Raw genomic sequence first — 18,359 nt, 5'->3', positions numbered from 1 at the left:
GGGACCGCGGGCAGAATGGCCTCCCGTGTCTGGCGCCAACGACCCCTACGACCCCAAGCAGGTCGCCGCCCTCTCGCCGGAGTCTCTCGACGACGCGGTCGCCGAGGCCCAGCGGGCGTTCGCCGGCGCGGGGGACCTCGAGCAGCTGGCCGCCGTCCGCCCGGCCCACCTCGGGGACCGCGCACCGGTGCTGCTGGCCCGCCGCGAGCTCGGCGCCCTGCCGCCGGCCGCCCGTGCTGACGCCGGCAAGCGGGTGAACGCCGCGCGGGTCGCCGTCACCGAGGCCTACGAGACCCGCCGGGCCGAGCTGGAGGCCGAGCGCGACGCGCGGGTGCTGGCCGAGGAGCGGGTCGACGTCACGCTGCCGTGGGACCGGCTGCCCCGCGGCGCCCGGCACCCGCTGACGACTCTCACCGACCGGATCGCCGACATCTTCGTCGGGATGGGCTACGAGGTCGCCGAGGGCCCGGAGCTCGAGGCCGAGTGGCTCAACTTCGACGCCCTCAACATCGGCCGCGACCACCCGGCGCGCACGATGATGGACACCTTCTTCGTCGCGCCCGAGGACTCCGGCCTGGTGCTGCGCACGCACACCAGCCCGGTGCAGGCACGGACGATGCTCTCCCGCACCCCGCCGATCTACATCGTCGCGCCCGGCCGCGTCTACCGGACCGACGAGCTCGACGCGACGCACCTGCCGGTCTTCCACCAGGTCGAGGGCCTGGCCGTCGACCGCGGGCTGACCATGGCGCACCTGCGCGGCACCCTGGACCACCTCGCCCGCTCGCTGTTCGGCGCCGATGCGGTCACCCGCTGGCGACCCTCGTACTTCCCGTTCACCGAGCCGTCGGCGGAGTTCGACGTGTGGTTCCCGGAGCACCGCGACGGCCCGCGCTGGGTCGAGTGGGGCGGCTGCGGGATGGTCAACCCGCGGGTGCTGGTCGCCTGCGGCATCGACCCGGAGGAGTACTCCGGCTTCGCGTTCGGCATGGGCATCGAGCGGGCCCTCCAGTTCCGCTCAGCCGTCGGGGACATGCGGCACTTCGCCGAGGGCGACGTCCGGTTCACCTCTGCGTTCGGAGTCGAGCAGTGAGGGTCCCCATCGGCTGGCTGGCCGAGCACGTCGACATCCCCGCCGGCACCCCCGTCGAGGACCTCGACACCGCCTTCGTGCGCCTCGGCCTGGAGGTCGAGGAGGTCCACCGGCCCGCGGAGGTCACCGGCCCGCTGGTCGTCGGCCGGGTGCTGGAGATCGAGGAGCTCACCGGCTACAAGAAGCCGATCCGCTACTGCCAGGTGGACGTCGGCGAGCAGCAGCCGCGGGGCATCGTCTGCGGCGCCACCAACTTCGCCGTCGGCGACTCCGTCGTCGTGGCGCTGCCCGGCGCCGTGCTGCCCGGTGGTTTCGGGATCGCCGCGCGGAAGACCTACGACCACGTCTCCGACGGGATGATCTGCTCGGTCCGCGAGCTGGGCGTCGGCGAGGACCACGCCGGGATCCTGGTGCTCGGGGACGACGCCCCGGCCCCGGGCACCCCGGCCGGCCCGGTCGTCGGCCTCGACGACGTCGTCATCGAGCTGGCCATCACCCCCGACCGCGGCTACTGCCTGTCATTGCGCGGCATCGCCCGTGAGATGGGCACCGGCCTGGGCGTCGAGTGGCGTGACCCGGGCGCGCTGACCCCGCCGGCCTGGTCGGGCGAGCCGGCCTGGCCCGTGTCGGTCGAGGACGCCGACCGGTGCGACCGCTTCTCGATGGTCGCGCTGGAGGGCCTGGACCCGACCGCGCCGAGCCCGTGGTGGATGCGCCGGCGGCTGGCGCAGTCCAGCGTCCGCAGCATCTCGCTGGCCGTCGACGTCACCAACTACGTGATGCTCGAGCTCGGCCAGCCGATGCACGCCTTCGACCGCGACCGGGTGCGCGGGCCGATCGTCGTCCGCCGGGCGCGCGAGGGCGAGCGGCTGACCACCCTCGACGGCGTCGAGCGCGCGCTCTCCTCCGACGACCTCCTCATCACCGACGACTCCGGCCCGATCGGGCTGGCCGCGGTCATGGGCGGCGCGTCGACCGAGATCGGCGACGGCACCTCGACCGTGCTGCTGGAGGCGGCGCACTGGGAGCCGACCGGGGTGGCGCGCACCGCCCGCCGGCACCGGCTGCCCAGCGAGGCGGCCAAGCGGTTCGAGCGCGGCGTCGACCCGGAGATGACGGTGGCCGCGCTCGTCCGGGCCGCCGCCCTGCTCGCCGAGTACGGCGGCGCCCGCGTCGTCGGCACACCGGTCGACGTCGACACCCGCGGCCCGCGGCCGACGATCCCGCTGGACCCCGCGCGGCCCGGCCGGGTCGCCGGCGTGCCCTACCCGCCGGCGCAGGTGACCGAATTGCTGGGGACGGTCGGCTGCACGGTCGAGGGCGACAGCGACCGGCTCACGGTCACCCCGCCGTCCTGGCGCCCCGACCTCACCGACCCGGCCGACCTGGTCGAGGAGGTCGTCCGGCTCGCCGGCTACGACGAGGTGCCCTCCGTGCTGCCCACGGCCCCGCCCGGGCGCGGGCTGACCGAGCGGCAGCGCCGGCGCCGCGCCGTCGGCCGGGTCCTGGCGGAGTTCGGCTACGTCGAGGCGCCGTCCTTCCCCTTCGTCGGGACGGCGGCCCTCGACGCGCTCGGCCTGGCTGAGGACGACCCGCGCCGGCAGGTCGTGCTGGTGCGCAACCCGCTGTCGGAGGAGGAGCCGGCGCTGCGCACGACGCTGCTGCCGGGCCTGCTCGCCGCGCTGGCGCGCAACCTCTCCCGCGGCATCCGGGACGTCGCTCTCTTCGAGCACGGCGCGGTCTTCCCCGGTGGAGAGCGGTCGGCGGCCCCGCTGCCCGGTGTCGACCGGCGCCCGGACGACGAGACGCTGGCCGCGCTGCTGGGCGCGGTACCGGAGCAGCCCTGGCACGTCGCCGTCGCGCTGTCCGGCCACCGCGAGCCGCGCGGCTGGTGGGGCCAGGGTCGCCCGGCCGTCTGGGCCGACGCGGTGCAGGCCGCCCGCCGGGTCGCCGAGGCCGCGGGGGTCGAGCTGACCGTGCGCGCGGGGGAGCGGGCGCCGTGGCACCCGGGCCGCTGCGCGGAGCTGCTGGTCGACGGCCGGGTGGTCGGGCACGCCGGCGAGCTGCACCCGCGGGTCTGCGCGGCGCTGGACCTGCCCGCCCGCACCGCGGTGATGGAGCTGGACGTCGACGCGCTGCCGCCGGCGTCGGTGCCGGTGGGCCCGCACCTGTCGAGCTTCCCGCCGGTCTTCGTCGACCTGGCCTTCGTGCTCAACGCAGCGGTGCCGGCGGCGGCGGTCGAGGAGTCGATCCGCGAGGCGGCCGGCGAGCTGCTCGAGGCGGTGCGGCTGTTCGACGTCTACACCGGGCCGCAGGTGGGTGAGGGGCGCAGGTCGCTGGCCTGGTCGCTGACCCTGCGCGCGCCCGACCGGACGCTGTCCGGCGAGGAGGCCGCCGAGGTCCGCCGGCGCGTGGTGGCCTTCGTCGAGGAGGCGCAGCAGGCGGAGCTCCGTGGCTGAGGAGGTGGAAGGACCCCGTCCTCCTCACCGCTCGCAGGCTCGCGGCGAGCCGCGGCCCTACGGGGACGGCGACCCGCTGGCCTGAGCGGCGGTCGGTCAGACCACCGTGGCCAGCGCTCGCGGTGCGATGTCGACGGCGACCGGCGTGTCCGCGTCCAGTTCCACCAGCTCGCCGTCCAGCTGCAGCGGCATGGGGGCGAGCGCCGTGAACGCGTAGTGGGTGGCGCTCGGCTGCGGGCCGAGCCCGCGCGTCGCCGCCCTGATGAGGGTCCCCAGCACGCGGAGCTTGCCGGTGCGCCGCTGCGTGATGATCTCGAACCGGCCGTCGTCGGGGCGGCCGCCCTCGCTGAGCGTCGCGTACTTGGCCATCTCGTCGATGTTGGCGAACACCAGGCTGTCGATGGTGCGCCGCCTGCCGTCCTCGAGCCTGATCGGGAACGGTCGGAAGCGGGAGAAGGACCGCACCACGGTCACGATCTCCCGCCACGACCCCTTCCCGCCCTCCTCGAGGTCGACGGCGACGACCGGGGTGAGGCCCACGCCGATGTAGGAGTGCGCGTACCGGGTCTGCGCCGCATCCCCGCTGCCGATGGTGAGCCGCAGGAGGTCGATCCGACGGACGTCGCCGGCCACGATCGCGTCGGCCAGCGGTCGCTCCCGCGTCACCCGGCGGTGGTCGTTGGCGTTGCCGGCGGCCCGGACGGCGCAGACGGCCTGGTCGTTGCCGCTCTGCATGACGCCGTCGACGACCTCGTTGTACCCGCCGTCTCCGCTCACCGAGACCAGCAGCGGGCGCCCGGCGCCGGCCACCTCCCTCGCCAGGTCGCGGGCGTGGCCGGCGTACCGGGTGGGGCAGAGCTCCAACGGCACGGCCGGCAGTCTCCGCGCTAGTTCGGCGTGCAGCTCCTCCGCCGACCGGGGCGCGTCCCCGGTGCTGTTCGGGTTGAAGATGATCAGGATCCGGTCGTACGGGCTCACAGTGGGGTTCCTCCAGGAGGGCGGGCACCCGCGGGCTGTGCACCGTCATGCCCGGGGGGCGACCCGGGCACTCACGCGCGGCCGCTGGCGGCTCCGACGACCGCGTCGGGCAGCGCCGCACCGTCGCCGACCGCTGCGCCGCTGCGGCAGCCTGTCGAGCCGGGCGTGCACGGGCGTCGTCGGTGGCCGTATCTGACGCCGTGGCTCGCGACTCCTCCGAGTACAGGCCCCCGCGCTGAGCGTTGCGGGGTTCGTGCTCTTCCCGACCTGGGGGACGCAATGGGAGCAGCGCCGGAGGAGCTGATGCGGATCCTCACGCGCAACCAGCCACTGGGGCCGCCGTACACGGAGGAACTGCTCAGGAGCCCGCGGGGCATCTTCGAGCAGCTCTACGACCGCATGAACGGCTGCCACGGCAGAGCCGAGCGCGACGACCCCGTCTACGTGGTCGGTCGCAAGGGCTCCGGGAAGACGGCGTTCCTGGTGGGAACGGCGTTCGTGGACGGCGCGAAGGTCATCCTCATCAAGTCGGAGGACGCCTACCACGAGATCGAGCGCCTCCGGATCCGGTACGCGCGCGAGGTCGGTCCCCTCTTCGCGGAGAACCTCGCGCACGTGTGGCAGGTGCTCCTGACCCACGCCGCGATGCTGCTCTCGTGCCGGGTGCCCGGGCTGAGACACACGGGCGAGGGCCGGCTCATCGCGTCCTACCTCAGCTCCTACGGGAACCCGTCGAGTCTCGAACCGGGGAGACTGCTCGCTCGTGTCGGCAGTGCGCTGTCCGACGTCCTCGTCCGATCGATCCCCGGCCTCACGGTCGAGGAGATGTGCGCGTCCCTGCGGACCGACGTCGCCACCTACGAGGTCGCGCACCGGTCCTTCGTCGACCTGATCGAGCGCGAACGGGTGCGCCTGTACGTCGTCGTGGACAACCTCGAGGACCTGCACGTGCACGTGGCCGAGCTGCGGACGACCCTGTCCGGGCTCTTCCGGGCCACTCGCGAGTTCGCCGGCACGGCCGATGCCCAACCGTTCAAGGTCCGTTTCGCCTTTCCCGCGGAGCTCGTGCAGCGCCTCCGGGACCTCACGGCCAATCCGGAGAAGGACTTCCTCGACTACCTCGTCATCCGGTGGACCGCGGCGGAGCTGATGACCATCGCCGGGAACCGTCTGCGGCGTTACCTCGACCTGTACCACCAGGACGACCTGGGCCGTCTGGGGTTGCCGCGCCAGCACGACGAGCGTGACCACCAGATGGCCGAGGCCACCCTGCGGTCACTGCTGCCCCGGGGAGGGATGCGCACGGGGCTGGGGTCCGACGAGGACCCGGTCGCCTACATCATGCGGCACACGCAGCTCCTGCCGCGCCACCTGATCCAGATCCTGAACGAGATCCTCTCGCGCTCGGCGCGACACCGTCGTGGTGTCCCCGTCGCGACCCCCCGGGACGTGCTGGACGGCGTCCGGGAGGCGGAGTTGCGCATCGTCGACGGGATCCTGTCCAGCTACTCGCACGACTACCCCTACATGGCGACGGCGCTCGGATATCTCAAGAACCACATCCCGAACACGCTCACGTGCAGCGAGCTCCACCGCGCCTTCAACGCCGCGGGCGTCGCGCGGTCGGGCGTCGACTACAGCGACTTCCTGGAGGCCGCCCTCGACGTGGGCGTCCTGGGCATCGTCGACGGCTCGACCTCGAGGTACACCGTCGGCCGCTTCTCGTACACGTTCACCGAGACGCTGCGGCCGGTGGAGGACGAGGACCAGGTCTGTGTGCACCCGCTCTTCATGTTCCGGCTCTTCGACCGGGGAGGGATCCGCCGCCTCCGGGACCAGGGGAGGCTCCCGGTGTACCCGTACGGCTCGGACACAGGGCAGTTCGACCGTGACTGACAGCGGGCGATGGGCCTATCTCGACGGCGGCCACGAGGGCCGCAGCGTGCTGGGCATCTCCTTCTCCGGAGGCGGCATCAGGTCGGCGGCCTTCTGCCTGGGTGCGTACCAGGCCCTGTCCCGCCAGGGGCTGTTCCAGAGGGCGCGGTACCTGTCCGCCGTCTCCGGGGGCAGCTACATCGCCGGTGCTCTCACGGTCGCCCAGGGGAAGTCCGATGCAGAGGCCCTGCGCGGGGAGGCTGCGCCCTGGTCCCGGGGGAGTCCGGAGGAGTGGTACCTCCGGACGCACCTCAGTTACCTGGCTCCCGGACTGACCGGTCGGCTGTGGCTGGTCGTGAACTTCGTCTACGGGCTCCTGCTGAACCTCCTGCCGCTCGTCGTCGGGTCCTATCTCGCCGGCCGGATCGTCGGGCTGGTGTACGGGGCCACGATCCGTGGCATCGGCAGGCCCGACGGCCGGCTGGTCGGCGCCGTCGCGTGGGGGAGCGCCGCGGCGGCCGGCCTGTTCCTGGCGGCGATCGTGCTCGTCGGCGTGCGGCGGTTCTTTGACAAGAGCCGGTTCCGCGCCGTGCCCGGCGAGCGGCCGCTCAGGAGGACCGCGACAGCGCTCGTCGCGGGCTCCGGCGTCGTCGCCGTCCTGGCCGTCTGTCTCCCCCTCCTGGTGCACCTCCTCGGTGTCGCGCTGGCCGACGACCCGTTCTGGGTGGGGAGGGCCGACGACCTGGGGTCGCGTCGCCTGCTCGTGACCGTGGCCATGGTGGTGGGAGTGGTGCTGCTGGGAGCCCTCGCCGTGCTCCTGATGCGGCTGGGCAGAGCCCGTGCGTTCCAGGGCGTCCTCGCGTTCCTGAGCGGCTGGGGGATCCTCGCCGTCCCCCTCCTGTTGGCGGCGGAGGGTGAGGCGCGCAGTGGCTGGGATCCCCCGCTGGACGTGTGGGTGCTCCTCGGGGCGCTGGCCACGTTGGCGGTCTGTGGCTTCTGCATCCACAACCGTCGCTACTCCATGCACCTGTACTACCGGGAGCGCCTGAGTCACGCGTTCGTCCTGAAGCGGACGAGTTCAGCCGGTGGCGTGCGGGTGGCTCCCGTTCCCTACGACGACGAGGTCAGACTCAGCGACGTCGGTCGGGAGATCGAGGCCAAGCGCAGGTCCGGTCTGCCGTTCCCCGAGCTCATCGTGTGCGCGGCCGTGGCGGCCCGCGAGGGGGACGTGCCCAACAAGAGCTGGGCTGCCTCCTTCACGTTCGACCCGTGCCGGTCGGGGAGCGTCGACCTGGCACCGCTCGTGGAGACGTCCGAGCTGGAACGGACGCACACGAGGGGCGGCAGCGGTCTCACGCTGCCGTCGATGATGGCGATCTCGGGGGCCGCCATCTCGCCCACCATGGGGCGCTTCACCCTCCCCGCGCTGCGGCTGCTGATGGCCCTCGCCAACCTCCGCCTCGGGGTGTGGATCCCCAACCCGTTCCGGCGCGGCGACGTGGCGGCTCCTCCGTCGAGGGGCCGGTCGCGTGTGCGGCGGGTGGCACGGGCGCTGGCGACCGGGTGGCGGGAGCCGGGTGGGCTGTACGTGCTGAAGGAGGCGATGGGGCTGGCGGGGACCCGAGGGCGCTTCATCCACGTGTCGGACGGCGGTCACTGGGAGAACCTCGGCCTGGTGGAGCTGATCAGACGCCGCTGCACGCACATGGTCGTCGTGGACGCCAGCGCGGGTGGCCGCAGTCCGCTGCAGGACATCGCCCGCGCAGCGGCCCTGGCCCGGTCCGACCTCGGCGCCGAGGTGCGGCTGGACCCCGCCGCCACCCTGCCGTCGACCGAGACCGGTCTGGCCGATGAGCCGGTCGCGGTGGGGAGCGTGACCTATCCCGACGGCAGCATGGGGGTCATCTACTACGCACGCTGCGTCCTGTGGGACGGCGTTCCGATGGACCTCGCGGTGTTCCGGGAGAAGGACCACCAGTTCCCCCAGCACCCGACGGCCAACCAGTGGTTCTCAGGGGAGCAGTTCGACGCCTACCGAGCACTGGGCTGGGAGGTCGCCGTCGCACTGGCGCAGCGCGCCAACGTCCCCCTCGACCAGTTCGAGGGCGGCGAGGGCGACAGCGAGGACCCGGCGGAGTCGGTGCTCGTCATGTGAGAGCTCCTGTCATGGACGTCGGTCGGTGGGCCGGCCGCTCGCCGTGTGACGGCCATGGACCACCCATGAACAGTCATGCAGGCTGGTGTATGGTCATGCATCGTGAGCGGACAGCAGACGTGGACGGTCGGGGTCACCGGCGCCACCGGGTACGCAGGGGGAGAGGTGTGCCGGCTGCTCGCCGGGCACCCGTACCTCCGGCTGGCCGGGGTGCACGCCAACTCGAGCGCCGGCCGACGCCTGGGTGAGCTGCAGCCGCACCTGCTGCCCTACGCCGACCTCGAGGTCCGGCCGAGCGGTGCAGCGGACCTCGCCGGCTACGACGTCGTCGTCCTGGCGCTGCCGCACGGGGAGTCCGCCGCCATCGCCGCGCAGCTGCCCGACGACACGCTCGTCATCGACTGCGGCGCCGACCACCGGCTCAACGACCCGGCGGCGTGGGCCCGCTGGTACGGCTCCGAGCACGCCGGCACCTGGCCCTACGGCCTGCCCGAGCTGCCCGGCCAACGGGAGCAGCTCACGGGCGCCCGGCGGATCGCCGTCCCCGGCTGCTACCCGACCTCGGTCACCCTGGCGCTGGCCCCGGCGCTGGCCGCCGGCCTGGTCGAGCCCGACGTCGTCGTGGTCGCGGCCAGCGGCACGTCCGGCGCCGGCAAGTCGGCCAAGCCGCACCTGCTCGGCAGCGAGGTCATGGGCTCGGTCAGCGCCTACGGTGTCGGCGGGGTGCACCGGCACACGCCGGAGATGGTGCAGAACCTCTCGCAGGCGGCCGGCGCACCCGTCACCGTGAGCTTCACCCCGACCCTGGTGCCGATGAGCCGGGGCATCCTCGCCACCTGCTCGGCACCCCTGGCCGCGGGCACCGACGAGGCCGCCGCCCGGGCCGCCTACGAGAAGGCCTACGCCGACGAGCCGTTCGTGCACCTGCTGCCCGAGGGGCAGTGGCCCACGACGGCCCAGGTGCTCAGCGCCAACACCGTCGCCCTGCAGGTCGCCATCGACCCCGACGCCGGCCGGCTCGTTGTGGTCGCCGCGGTGGACAACCTGACCAAGGGCACCGGGGGAGCGGCCATCCAGTGCGCCAACCTCGCCCTGGGCTTGCCCGAGGTCACCGGCCTCCCCGTCGTGGGGGTGGCCCCGTGAGCGTCACCGCCCCGCAGGGGTTCTCCGCCGCCGGCGTCGCCGCCGGGCTCAAGTCCAGCGGCGCCCCGGACGTCGCCGTCGTCCTCAACACCGGTCCGGACGACGCCGCCGCGGCCGTCTTCACCACCAACCGCTTCCCGGCCGCGCCGGTGCTCTGGAGCCGCCAGGTGCTGGCCGGCGAGCGCGCGCGGGCGGTCGTGCTCAACTCCGGCGGCGCCAACGCCTGCACCGGGCCCGAGGGGTTCCAGGACACCCACGCCACCGCGGAGCACGCCGCCGCGGAGCTCGGCATCGGGGCGATCGACGTCGCCGTGGCGAGCACCGGCCTCATCGGCGTCCGGCTGCCGATGGACGAGCTGACCGCCGGCGTCACCGCCGCGGTGGAGGCGCTCAGCGAGGACGGCGGACCGGACGCCGCCCGCGCGATCATGACCACCGACAGCGTCCCGAAGACGACGGTGCAGGCCCGCGACGGCTGGACCGTCGGCGGCATGGCCAAGGGCGCCGGCATGCTGGCGCCGAGCCTGGCCACCATGCTCGTCGTCCTCACCACCGACGCCGTGGTCGACGCCGCCACCCTGCAGACCGCGCTGAAGCAGGCGACCAGCGTGAGCTTCGAGCGGGTCGACTCCGACGGCTGCCTCTCCACCAACGACACGGTCATCGTCCTGGCCAACGGCGCGAGCGGGGTCACCCCGAGCGCCGAGGAGGTCACCGAGGCGCTGACCGCCGCGGCGACCGACCTGGCGATGCAGCTGCTGGCCGACGCCGAGGGCTCGACCAAGGACATCGCCATCACGGTCCGGAATGCGGCCAGCGTCGAGGACGCCCTGACCGCCGGCCGCGCCTGCGCCCGCAACAACCTGCTCAAGACCGCGCTGTTCGGCAACGACCCCAACTGGGGCCGGGTGCTCGCCGCGATCGGCACCACCGACGCCGCCTTCGAGCCCGACCGGGTGGACGTGACGATCAACGGCGTCACGGTCTGCCGGGGCGGCGCGATCGGCGACCCCCGGGAAGGCGTCGACCTCACCGGCCGGGAGATCACCATCGACGTCGACCTGGGCGCCGGCGGCGAGCAGGCCACGATCTGGACGAACGACCTGTCCGTGGCCTACGTGCACGAGAACTCGGCGTACTCCACGTGAGCGCGCCCCAGGACCCGACCCCCCCGGACGTCCGGGTCGACGAGGCGCCGCCCACGGTGCCCGCCGTCCGCAAGCGGATCGGCACCAGCCGGGTCATGCGCACCTACGACCCCGAGGGCGACGCCCGCAAGGTCGCCGTCCTGACCGGGGCGCTGCCGTGGCTCAAGGAGTTCCACGGCAACGTCGTGGTGATCAAGTACGGCGGCCACGCGATGGTCGACGAGGACTGTCGCCGGGCCTTCGCCGAGGACATGGTCTTCCTGCGGACCTGCGGCATCCTCCCCGTCGTCGTCCACGGCGGCGGCCCGCAGATCACCGAGATGCTCGGGCGGCTGGGCATCCCCAGCGAGTTCCGCGGCGGCCTGCGGGTGACCACGCCGGAGACCGTCGACGTCGTCCGCATGGTGCTCACCGGGCAGGTCGGCCCCGACATCGTCGGGCTGATCAACCAGCACGGGCCGATGGCGGTGCACCTCTCCGGCGAGGACGGCGGCCTGTTCACCGCGGAGCGCACCACCGCGACCGTCGACGGCGAGCAGGTCGACATCGGCCTGGTCGGCGACGTCGCCGCGGTCGACCCGACACCCGTCACCGCCCTGCTCGAGGCCGGTCACATCCCCGTGGTCGCCAGCGTCGCACCCGACGCGGACGGCGTGGTGCACAACGTCAACGCCGACACCGCCGCCGCGGCGGTCGCGGTCGCGCTCGGCGCGGTGAAGCTCGTCGTGCTCACCGACGTCGAGGGGCTCTATGCCGACTGGCCCGACCGCGACTCGCTGGTGCAGCAGATCGACGCCGGCGAGCTGGCCGAGATCCTGCCGACCCTCGACTCGGGGATGGTCCCGAAGATGGCCGCTTGCCTGCGGGCGGTCGAGGGCGGGGTGAAGCGGGCGACCGTCGTCGACGGCCGCACCCCGCACGCCCTGCTGCTGGAGATGTTCACGTCCGAGGGCACCGGGACCATGGTGGTCCCGGCCCGCGCCACCACCGGAGAGGAGCCGGCATGACCCACACGGAGGAGCTGGCCACCCGCTGGTCGGCCGTGATGATGCACAACTACAAGACCCCGCCGGTGGCCCTGGCCCGCGGCGCGGGGGCGACCGTGTGGGACGTCGACGGCCGCGAGTACACCGACCTGCTCGGCGGCATCGCGACGACGATCCTCGGCCACGCCCACCCCCGGGTCGTCGAGGCGATCACGAAGCAGGCGCAGACGCTGGGTCACGTCTCCAACCTGGCGATGCACGAGCCCGGGATCACCCTCGCCGAGCGGCTGCTCGAGCTCGCCGGCCGGCCCGGCCGAGTGTTCTTCTGCAACTCCGGCGCCGAGGCCAACGAGGCCGCGTTCAAGCTCAGCCGGCTCACCGGGCGCACCGAGGTGGTCACCGCCGAGGGCTCCTTCCACGGCCGGACCATGGGCGCGCTCGCGCTCACCGGCCAGCCGGGCAAGGCCGACGCGTTCGCCCCGCTGCCCGGCGGCGTCCGGTTCGTGCCCTACGGCGACAGCGAGGCGCTGGCCGGCACGGTCACCGACCGGACGGCGATGGTGCTGCTCGAGCCGATGCTCGGCGAAGGCGGCGTGCAGCCGGCCCCGCCCGGCTACCTCGCCGCCGCCGCGCGGACCGCCGAGGCATCCGGCGCGCTGTTCGCCGTCGACGAGGTGCAGACCGGCACCGGCCGCACCGGGCACTGGTTCGCCCACCAGGCCGACGGCGTGGCCCCGGACGTGGTCACCCTGGCCAAGGCCATCGGCGGCGGGCTGCCGCTCGGCGCCACCCTGGCCTTCGGGGACGCCGCGGACCTGATGACCGCCGGCTCGCACGGCTCCACCTTCGGCGGCAACCCGATCGCCGCGGCCGCCGCGCTCGCCGTCCTCGACACCATCCGCGACGAGGGGCTGCTCGAGCGGGCCAAGGAGCTCGAGCACCGGTTCACCGCCGGCATCGAGGGCCTCGGCCACCCGGGCGTCTCCGGCGTGCGCGGCAAGGGCGCGCTGCTCGGCGTCGTCCTCACCGCGCGGGTCGCCGCCGCACTCGAGGCCCGGCTGCGGGAGGCCGGGTTCCTCGCCAACGCCGTCGCCCCGGACGTGCTGCGGCTGGCGCCGTCCCTGGTGCTCACCGACGCGCAGGTCGACGCCTTCGTCGCCGCCCTGCCGGCAGCCCTGGACGCGGTGGCGCAGCAGTGACCCGGCACTTCCTGCGGGACGACGACCTCGGCCCGGCCGAGCAGGCCGAGGTGCTGGCGCTGGCCGCCGAGCTCAAGCGCACCCGGCACACCGAGGCCGCGCCCACCCCGCTGCGGGCCCCGAACGGCGTGCCCCGCGCGGTCGCGGTGCTGTTCGACAAGCCCTCGACCCGGACCCGGGTGAGCTTCTCCGTGGGCGTGGCCGAGCTCGGCGGGTACCCGCTGGTCGTCGACGGCGGTGCCAGCCAGCTCGGCCGCGGCGAGTCGGTCGAGGACACCGCCCGCGTGCTCGACCGGCAGGTCGCCGCGATCGTCTGGCGCACCTTCGGCCAGGACCGGATCGAGGCGATGGCCGCGGTCAGCCGGGTGCCGGTGGTCAACGCGCTGACCGACGAGTACCACCCCTGCCAGATCCTCGCCGACCTGCAGACGGTCGCCGAGCGCAGGGGCACCCTCGCCGGGCTGACCATGAGCTACCTCGGCGACGGCGCCAACAACATGGCGCACTCCTACCTGCTCGGCGGTGCCACGGCCGGCATGCACGTGCGCATCGGCTCACCGGAGTCCTTCCAGCCCTCGCCGGAGGTGCTCAAGCGGGCCGGGGAGATCGCCGCGGGGACCGGCGGCTCGGTGCGCTGGACCGACGACGCCGCGGCCGCCGCCGACGGCGCCGACGTGCTGGTCACCGACACCTGGGTCTCGATGGGCCAGGAGGACGAGTACGACGCCCGCATCGCGCCGTTCCTGCCCTACGCGGTGGACGAGGCCGCGCTCGCCCGGGCCGCCGACGACGCCGTCGTCCTGCACTGCCTGCCGGCCTACCGCGGCAAGGAGATCGCCGCGTCGGTGATCGACGGCGCGCAGAGCGCCGTGTGGGACGAGGCGGAGAACCGGCTGCACGCGCAGAAGGCGGTCCTCATCTGGCTGCTGGAGCACGCGTGACGACCCGCGCGCCGGGTCGGCCCGTGCGCCGACGATCTCGGGGGCGGCGGTGACGACGGCCCTGACCCGCTCGGCCCGCCAGGCCCGCATCCGCGAGCTCATCCAGGCCCAGCCGGTGACCTCGCAGACCCAGCTCGCCGCGCTGCTCGCCGGGTCGGGCATCGAGGTCACCCAGGCCACGCTGTCGCGGGACCTGGAGGAGCTCGGGGCGGTCAAGCTGCGGGGGTCGGACGGCGCCCCGGCGTCCTACGTGGTGCCGCCGGAGAACGCCCCGCTGCGCCCCGCGCAGGCCGCGCCGGCCCGGCTCACCCGGCTGCTGGGCGACCTGCTGACCTCCGCCGAGGGCAGCGCCAACCTCGCCGTCGTCCGCACCCCACCCGGCGCGGCGCAGTTCCTCGCCTCCGCCCTGGACAAGGTCGGCCTCCCCGACGTGCTGGGCACCATCGCCGGGGACGACACTCTGCTGGTCGTGTCCCGCCGTCCCGACGGGGGAGCGGCCCTGGCCGACCGGCTGCGCGCGCTGGCCGAGCGGGCCCCGGCCCCGACGAACGAGCCCGGAACCGACCTGGAGGACACCGCACCGTGAGCCCGGCCGACCCCGCCGTCGCCCCGCCCTCGTCCCACACCCGGCTCTGGGGCGGCCGCTTCGGCGGCGGAGGACCATCGGACGCCCTGACTGCGCTGTCCAGGTCCACGCACTTCGACTGGCAGCTGGCCCCCTACGACCTGGCCGGGTCCCGCGCGCACGCCCGCGTCCTGCACCGGGCCGGGCTGCTCACCGACGACGAGCTCGAGCAGATGGTCGGCGCGCTCACCGAGCTCTCCGCCGAGGTCGCGGCCGGCACGTTCACGGCGATCGAGTCCGACGAGGACGTGCACGAGGCGCTCGAGCGCGGCCTCACCGAGAAGCTCGGTGCGCTCGGCGGCAAGCTGCGCGCCGGCCGCAGCCGCAACGACCAGATCGCCACCGACCTGCGGCTCTACCTCCGGCACACCGTGCGCGGCCTCGTCGGCGAGCTGGCCGCCCTGGAGTCCGCCCTGGTGGAGCTGGCCGACCGCTACCGCGACGTCGCCGCGCCCGGCATGACCCACCTGCAGCACGCCCAGCCGGTGCTCATCGCCCACCAGCTGCTCGCCCACGCGCACGCGTTCGCCCGGGACGTCGACCGGCTGCAGGACTGGGACCGCCGCACCGCCGTCAGCCCCTACGGCTCCGGCGCGCTGGCCGGCTCGTCGCTGCCGCTGGACCCCGACGCCGTCGCCGCCGAGCTGGGCTTCGACCGCGCCTCGGACAACTCCATCGACGGCGTCAGCGACCGCGACTTCGCCGCCGAGTTCTGCTTCGCCGCGGCGCTGCTCGGCGTGCACCTCTCCCGGCTCGGGGAGGAGGTCGTGCTCTGGACGTCGACCGAGTTCGGCTGGGCGCGCCTGCACGACGCCTGGGCGACCGGGTCGTCGATCATGCCGCAGAAGAAGAACCCCGACATCGCCGAGCTGGCCCGCGGGAAGTCCGGCCGCTTCGTCGGCAACCTGACCGGCCTGCTGACGATGCTCAAGGGCCTGCCGCTGGCCTACGACCGCGACCTGCAGGAGGACAAGGAGCCGGTCTTCGACTCCATGGAGCAGCTGCTCCTGCTGCTGCCGGCGGTCACCGGGATGGTCGCGACGCTGACCCTGCGCGCGGAGGTGCTCGAGGCGGCCGCGCCGCAGGGCTTCGCGCTGGCCACCGACGTCGCCGAGTGGCTGGTCCGCCAGGGCGTGCCGTTCCGCTCGGCGCACGAGATCTCCGGTGCGATGGTCGCCTACTGCGAGCAGCGCGGCCTCGAGCTCGACGAGCTCTCCGACGCCCAGCTCGTCGAGGTCGCGCCCGAGCTGACGCCCGACGTCCGCGCGGTGCTCTCCGTGCGCGGCGCGCTGGCCGCGCGCAAGGCCCGCGGGGGGACGGCGCCCGAGCGGGTCGCCGAGCAGCTGGACACCCTCGGGTCGCTGGCCCGGTCGCACGCGCAGTGGGCGTCGTCCTCGCCCGTGGCGGCGGCCCTCTGAGCGACGTGGTGCCCGGGCCGCTGCTGACACCCGAGGAGCTGCTCGGCCCGTCGGACGCCGTGGCGCCGACGCTGCTCGGGTGCTGGCTGGTCACCGACCGCCCGGCCGGCCGCGTGGCGCTGCGGCTCACCGAGGTCGAGGCTTACGCCGGCGACGGCACCGACCCGGCGGCGCACTCCCACCGCGGTCCCACGCCCCGCGCGGCGGTCATGTTCGGCCCGCCCGGGCGGCTCTACGTCTACTTCAGCTACGGCGTGCACTGGTGCGCCAACGTCGTCGTCGGCGCGGAGGGCCAGGGGTCGGCGGTGCTGCTGCGTGCCGGGGACGTCGTGGCAGGGGAGGAGCTGGCCGCCTCCCGCCGTCCCGCCGCGAAGGCCGCCCGCGACCTCGCCCGCGGACCGGCACGGCTCACGCAGGCCCTGGCGATCGGGCCCGACGACAAGGACGCCGACCTGCTCGACCCGTCGTCCTCCGTGCGGCTGCACCGTGGCGACCCACCGGCACAGGTCTCGGCCGGGCCGCGGGTCGGGATCAGCGTCGCCACCGAGCTGCCGTGGCGGTTCTGGGAGACCGGTGCGGCGTCGGTGAGCGCCTTCCGCCCGGGTGGGAAGCCCCGCCGGAGGACCGCCGGGCAGGATCGGGACCGGTGACCGGGCCCACGGGGTTCCGCGTGCACGGAGCACCCCGGGCACGCGGCCGGGGAGCGCCAGCGAGGATGGACCCGTGACCGACGTGATCTCCGAGCTGCACCGCCGCGGGCTCATCGCCCAGAGCACCGACGAGGACGCCCTGCGCGCCCACCTGTCCGCCGGGCCGGTTCCCTACTACGCCGGCTTCGACCCGACCGCGCCCAGCCTGCACGTCGGCCACCTGCTGCAGTTCACGGTGCTGCGGGCGCTGCAGCGGGCCGGGCACCGGCCCGTCGTCCTGGTCGGTGGCGCGACCGGCCTCATCGGCGACCCGCGGCCGACCGCCGAGCGGCAGCTCAACGACCGCGGGACCGTCGCCGGCTGGGTGGACAGCATCCGCACCCAGGTCGCGCCCTTCCTCGAGGTCCCGGCGGAGCGGGAGGGCCTCGAGGCGCCGGTCTACGTCGACAACCTGGAGTGGACGGCGCCGCTGAGCGCGATCGACTTCCTCCGCGAGCTCGGCAAGCACTTCCGCGTGGGCCGGATGCTGGCCAAGGAGGCGGTCGCCGCCCGGCTGAACTCCGAGGCCGGTATCAGCTACACCGAGTTCAGCTACCAGATCTTGCAGGCCAACGACTACCGCGAGCTGTACCGGCGGCACGGCGTCACGCTGCAGACCGGCGGCTCGGACCAGTGGGGCAACCTCACCGCCGGCATCGACCTGGTGCGCCGGACCGAGGGGGCGACGGTGCACGCGCTGTCCACCCCGCTGGTCACCAAGTCCGACGGGACGAAGTTCGGCAAGAGCGAGGGCGGCACGGTCTGGCTGGACCCGGCCCTCACCCCGCCCTACGCGTTCTTCCAGTTCTGGCTCAACGCCGACGACGCCGACGCCCGTGCCTGGCTGCCCCTGTACTCCGAGCGCCCGGCCGAGGAGGTCGAGGCGCTGGTCGCCGAGTCCGTGGAGCGCCCGGCCGCCCGTGCGGTCCAGCGTGCGCTGGCCGAGGAGCTCACCCGCCTGGTGCATGGCGAGGACGAGCTCCGCCAGGCCGAGGCCGCCGGCCGGGCGCTGTTCGGCCGGGACGACCTCCGGGCCCTGGGCCCGGAGACGCTCGGGGCCGCCCTGCGGGAGGCCGGCAGCGTGACCGTGGACGGCGGGACCCCGACCGTCGCCGCCCTGCTGCAGCAGACCGGACTGGTCTCGAGCCTCTCGGAGGCCCGCCGGACGGTGAAGGAGGGCGGCGCCTACCTGAACAACGAGCGGGTGACCGACGCCGAGGCCGTACCGGGGGAGGAGGACTGGCTCCCGGGCGGCTGGCTCGTACTGCGTCGCGGCAAGCGCTCGGTCGCCGGCGTCCAGCGCGCCTGAGCCGCAGGTCAACGGCGTGTTACGGCGCCGTTCCGGACGGGTGTCGGTCGTCACGCCGCACCGGTTTGACAGCCCGGACGACACCCACGTAACTTTCTCCCTGCGCCGGGCGAGACCGGAGCGGGACGCGGAGACGAGTCGCCGCCCCGCAGGTCGGACCGGGCGCCGCCTGCCCAGCCGCTGAGCGGGCTCCGGGAACACCACCCGGGGGTCGCCGGTTGTGCTGGGTACCGCCGCTCCGAGCGCCGAGCCCGGGTCCTGGACCCGCCGCTTGACGGACACAGAGAGCGGCGTAACGTGGAACAGCCGCCGCGATCGAAGGCCCACCAGGCCGGGTGTCG

The 18,359-nt window shown here is 74.3% G+C and carries 14 protein-coding genes; 13 read left to right on the top strand and 1 reads right to left on the bottom strand.

Annotated elements, in window-relative coordinates; all coding sequences use genetic code 11:
* Positions 1-25: 25 nt before the first annotated feature.
* Positions 26-1,093 carry a phenylalanine--tRNA ligase subunit alpha gene (gene pheS, locus GOBS_RS14820; protein ID WP_012949073.1) on the top strand — a complete coding sequence of 356 codons (1,068 nt, stop codon included), beginning with the start codon at positions 26-28 and terminating at the stop codon, positions 1,091-1,093.
* The gene (pheT, locus tag GOBS_RS14815; protein ID WP_012949072.1) at positions 1,090-3,552 is read left to right on the top strand and encodes a phenylalanine--tRNA ligase subunit beta; all 2,463 of its coding nucleotides are present in this window, start codon (positions 1,090-1,092) and stop codon (positions 3,550-3,552) included. The genes pheS and pheT overlap by 4 nt, the downstream gene beginning before the upstream one ends.
* A gap of 96 nt (positions 3,553-3,648) precedes the next feature.
* On the opposite strand, the gene GOBS_RS14810 is transcribed toward pheT, so the two are convergent.
* Complete coding sequence (locus GOBS_RS14810; protein WP_012949071.1) at positions 3,649-4,530, bottom strand: diacylglycerol/lipid kinase family protein; 882 nt, start codon at positions 4,528-4,530, stop codon at positions 3,649-3,651.
* Between the two features lie 303 nt (positions 4,531-4,833).
* On the opposite strand from GOBS_RS14810, the gene GOBS_RS27580 reads away from it, so the two are divergent.
* From GOBS_RS27580 to tyrS, 11 genes are all read left to right on the top strand, one after another.
* Positions 4,834-6,426 (top strand): P-loop ATPase, Sll1717 family, encoded by a 1,593-nt coding sequence (locus GOBS_RS27580; RefSeq protein WP_012949070.1) that lies wholly within the window; start codon positions 4,834-4,836, stop codon positions 6,424-6,426.
* A complete protein-coding gene (locus GOBS_RS14800; RefSeq protein WP_012949069.1) occupies positions 6,419-8,560 on the top strand; it encodes a patatin-like phospholipase family protein in 2,142 nt (713 codons plus the stop codon). Before GOBS_RS27580 ends, GOBS_RS14800 begins: the two co-directional genes overlap by 8 nt.
* Positions 8,561-8,662: 102 nt before the next feature.
* Complete coding sequence (argC, locus tag GOBS_RS14795; RefSeq protein ID WP_012949068.1) at positions 8,663-9,703, top strand: N-acetyl-gamma-glutamyl-phosphate reductase; 1,041 nt, start codon at positions 8,663-8,665, stop codon at positions 9,701-9,703.
* Entirely contained in the window at positions 9,700-10,851 is a 1,152-nt protein-coding gene (gene argJ, locus GOBS_RS14790) for a bifunctional glutamate N-acetyltransferase/amino-acid acetyltransferase ArgJ (protein WP_012949067.1), read from the top strand. The genes argC and argJ overlap by 4 nt, the downstream gene beginning before the upstream one ends.
* Positions 10,848-11,858 carry an acetylglutamate kinase gene (gene argB / locus GOBS_RS14785; RefSeq protein WP_012949066.1) on the top strand — a complete coding sequence of 337 codons (1,011 nt, stop codon included), beginning with the start codon at positions 10,848-10,850 and terminating at the stop codon, positions 11,856-11,858. Before argJ ends, argB begins: the two co-directional genes overlap by 4 nt.
* Positions 11,855-13,036: an acetylornithine transaminase gene (locus tag GOBS_RS14780; protein ID WP_012949065.1), complete on the top strand. Its 1,182-nt coding sequence runs from the start codon at positions 11,855-11,857 to the stop codon at positions 13,034-13,036. Before argB ends, GOBS_RS14780 begins: the two co-directional genes overlap by 4 nt.
* Positions 13,033-13,977, top strand: coding sequence for an ornithine carbamoyltransferase (gene argF, locus GOBS_RS14775; protein ID WP_012949064.1), 945 nt, complete (start codon positions 13,033-13,035; stop codon positions 13,975-13,977). The genes GOBS_RS14780 and argF overlap by 4 nt, the downstream gene beginning before the upstream one ends.
* A gap of 49 nt (positions 13,978-14,026) precedes the next feature.
* Positions 14,027-14,563, top strand: a complete 537-nt coding sequence (locus GOBS_RS14770; protein ID WP_012949063.1) for an arginine repressor — start codon at positions 14,027-14,029, stop codon at positions 14,561-14,563.
* Positions 14,560-16,020, top strand: a complete 1,461-nt coding sequence (argH, locus tag GOBS_RS14765) for an argininosuccinate lyase (RefSeq protein ID WP_012949062.1) — start codon at positions 14,560-14,562, stop codon at positions 16,018-16,020. Before GOBS_RS14770 ends, argH begins: the two co-directional genes overlap by 4 nt.
* 5 nt (positions 16,021-16,025) lie before the next feature.
* Positions 16,026-16,670: a DNA-3-methyladenine glycosylase gene (locus GOBS_RS14760; RefSeq protein ID WP_012949061.1), complete on the top strand. Its 645-nt coding sequence runs from the start codon at positions 16,026-16,028 to the stop codon at positions 16,668-16,670.
* A 73-nt stretch (positions 16,671-16,743) separates the two neighbouring features.
* Positions 16,744-18,018: a tyrosine--tRNA ligase gene (gene tyrS / locus GOBS_RS14755; protein ID WP_012949060.1), complete on the top strand. Its 1,275-nt coding sequence runs from the start codon at positions 16,744-16,746 to the stop codon at positions 18,016-18,018.
* Positions 18,019-18,359 lie beyond the last annotated feature (341 nt).

The sequence above is a fragment of the Geodermatophilus obscurus DSM 43160 genome (assembly GCF_000025345.1).
Classification (GTDB): Bacteria; Actinomycetota; Actinomycetes; order Mycobacteriales; family Geodermatophilaceae; genus Geodermatophilus; species Geodermatophilus obscurus.
Note: the sequence above shows the minus strand (reverse complement) of the source record. Positions and strands in the feature narration are given on the sequence as shown.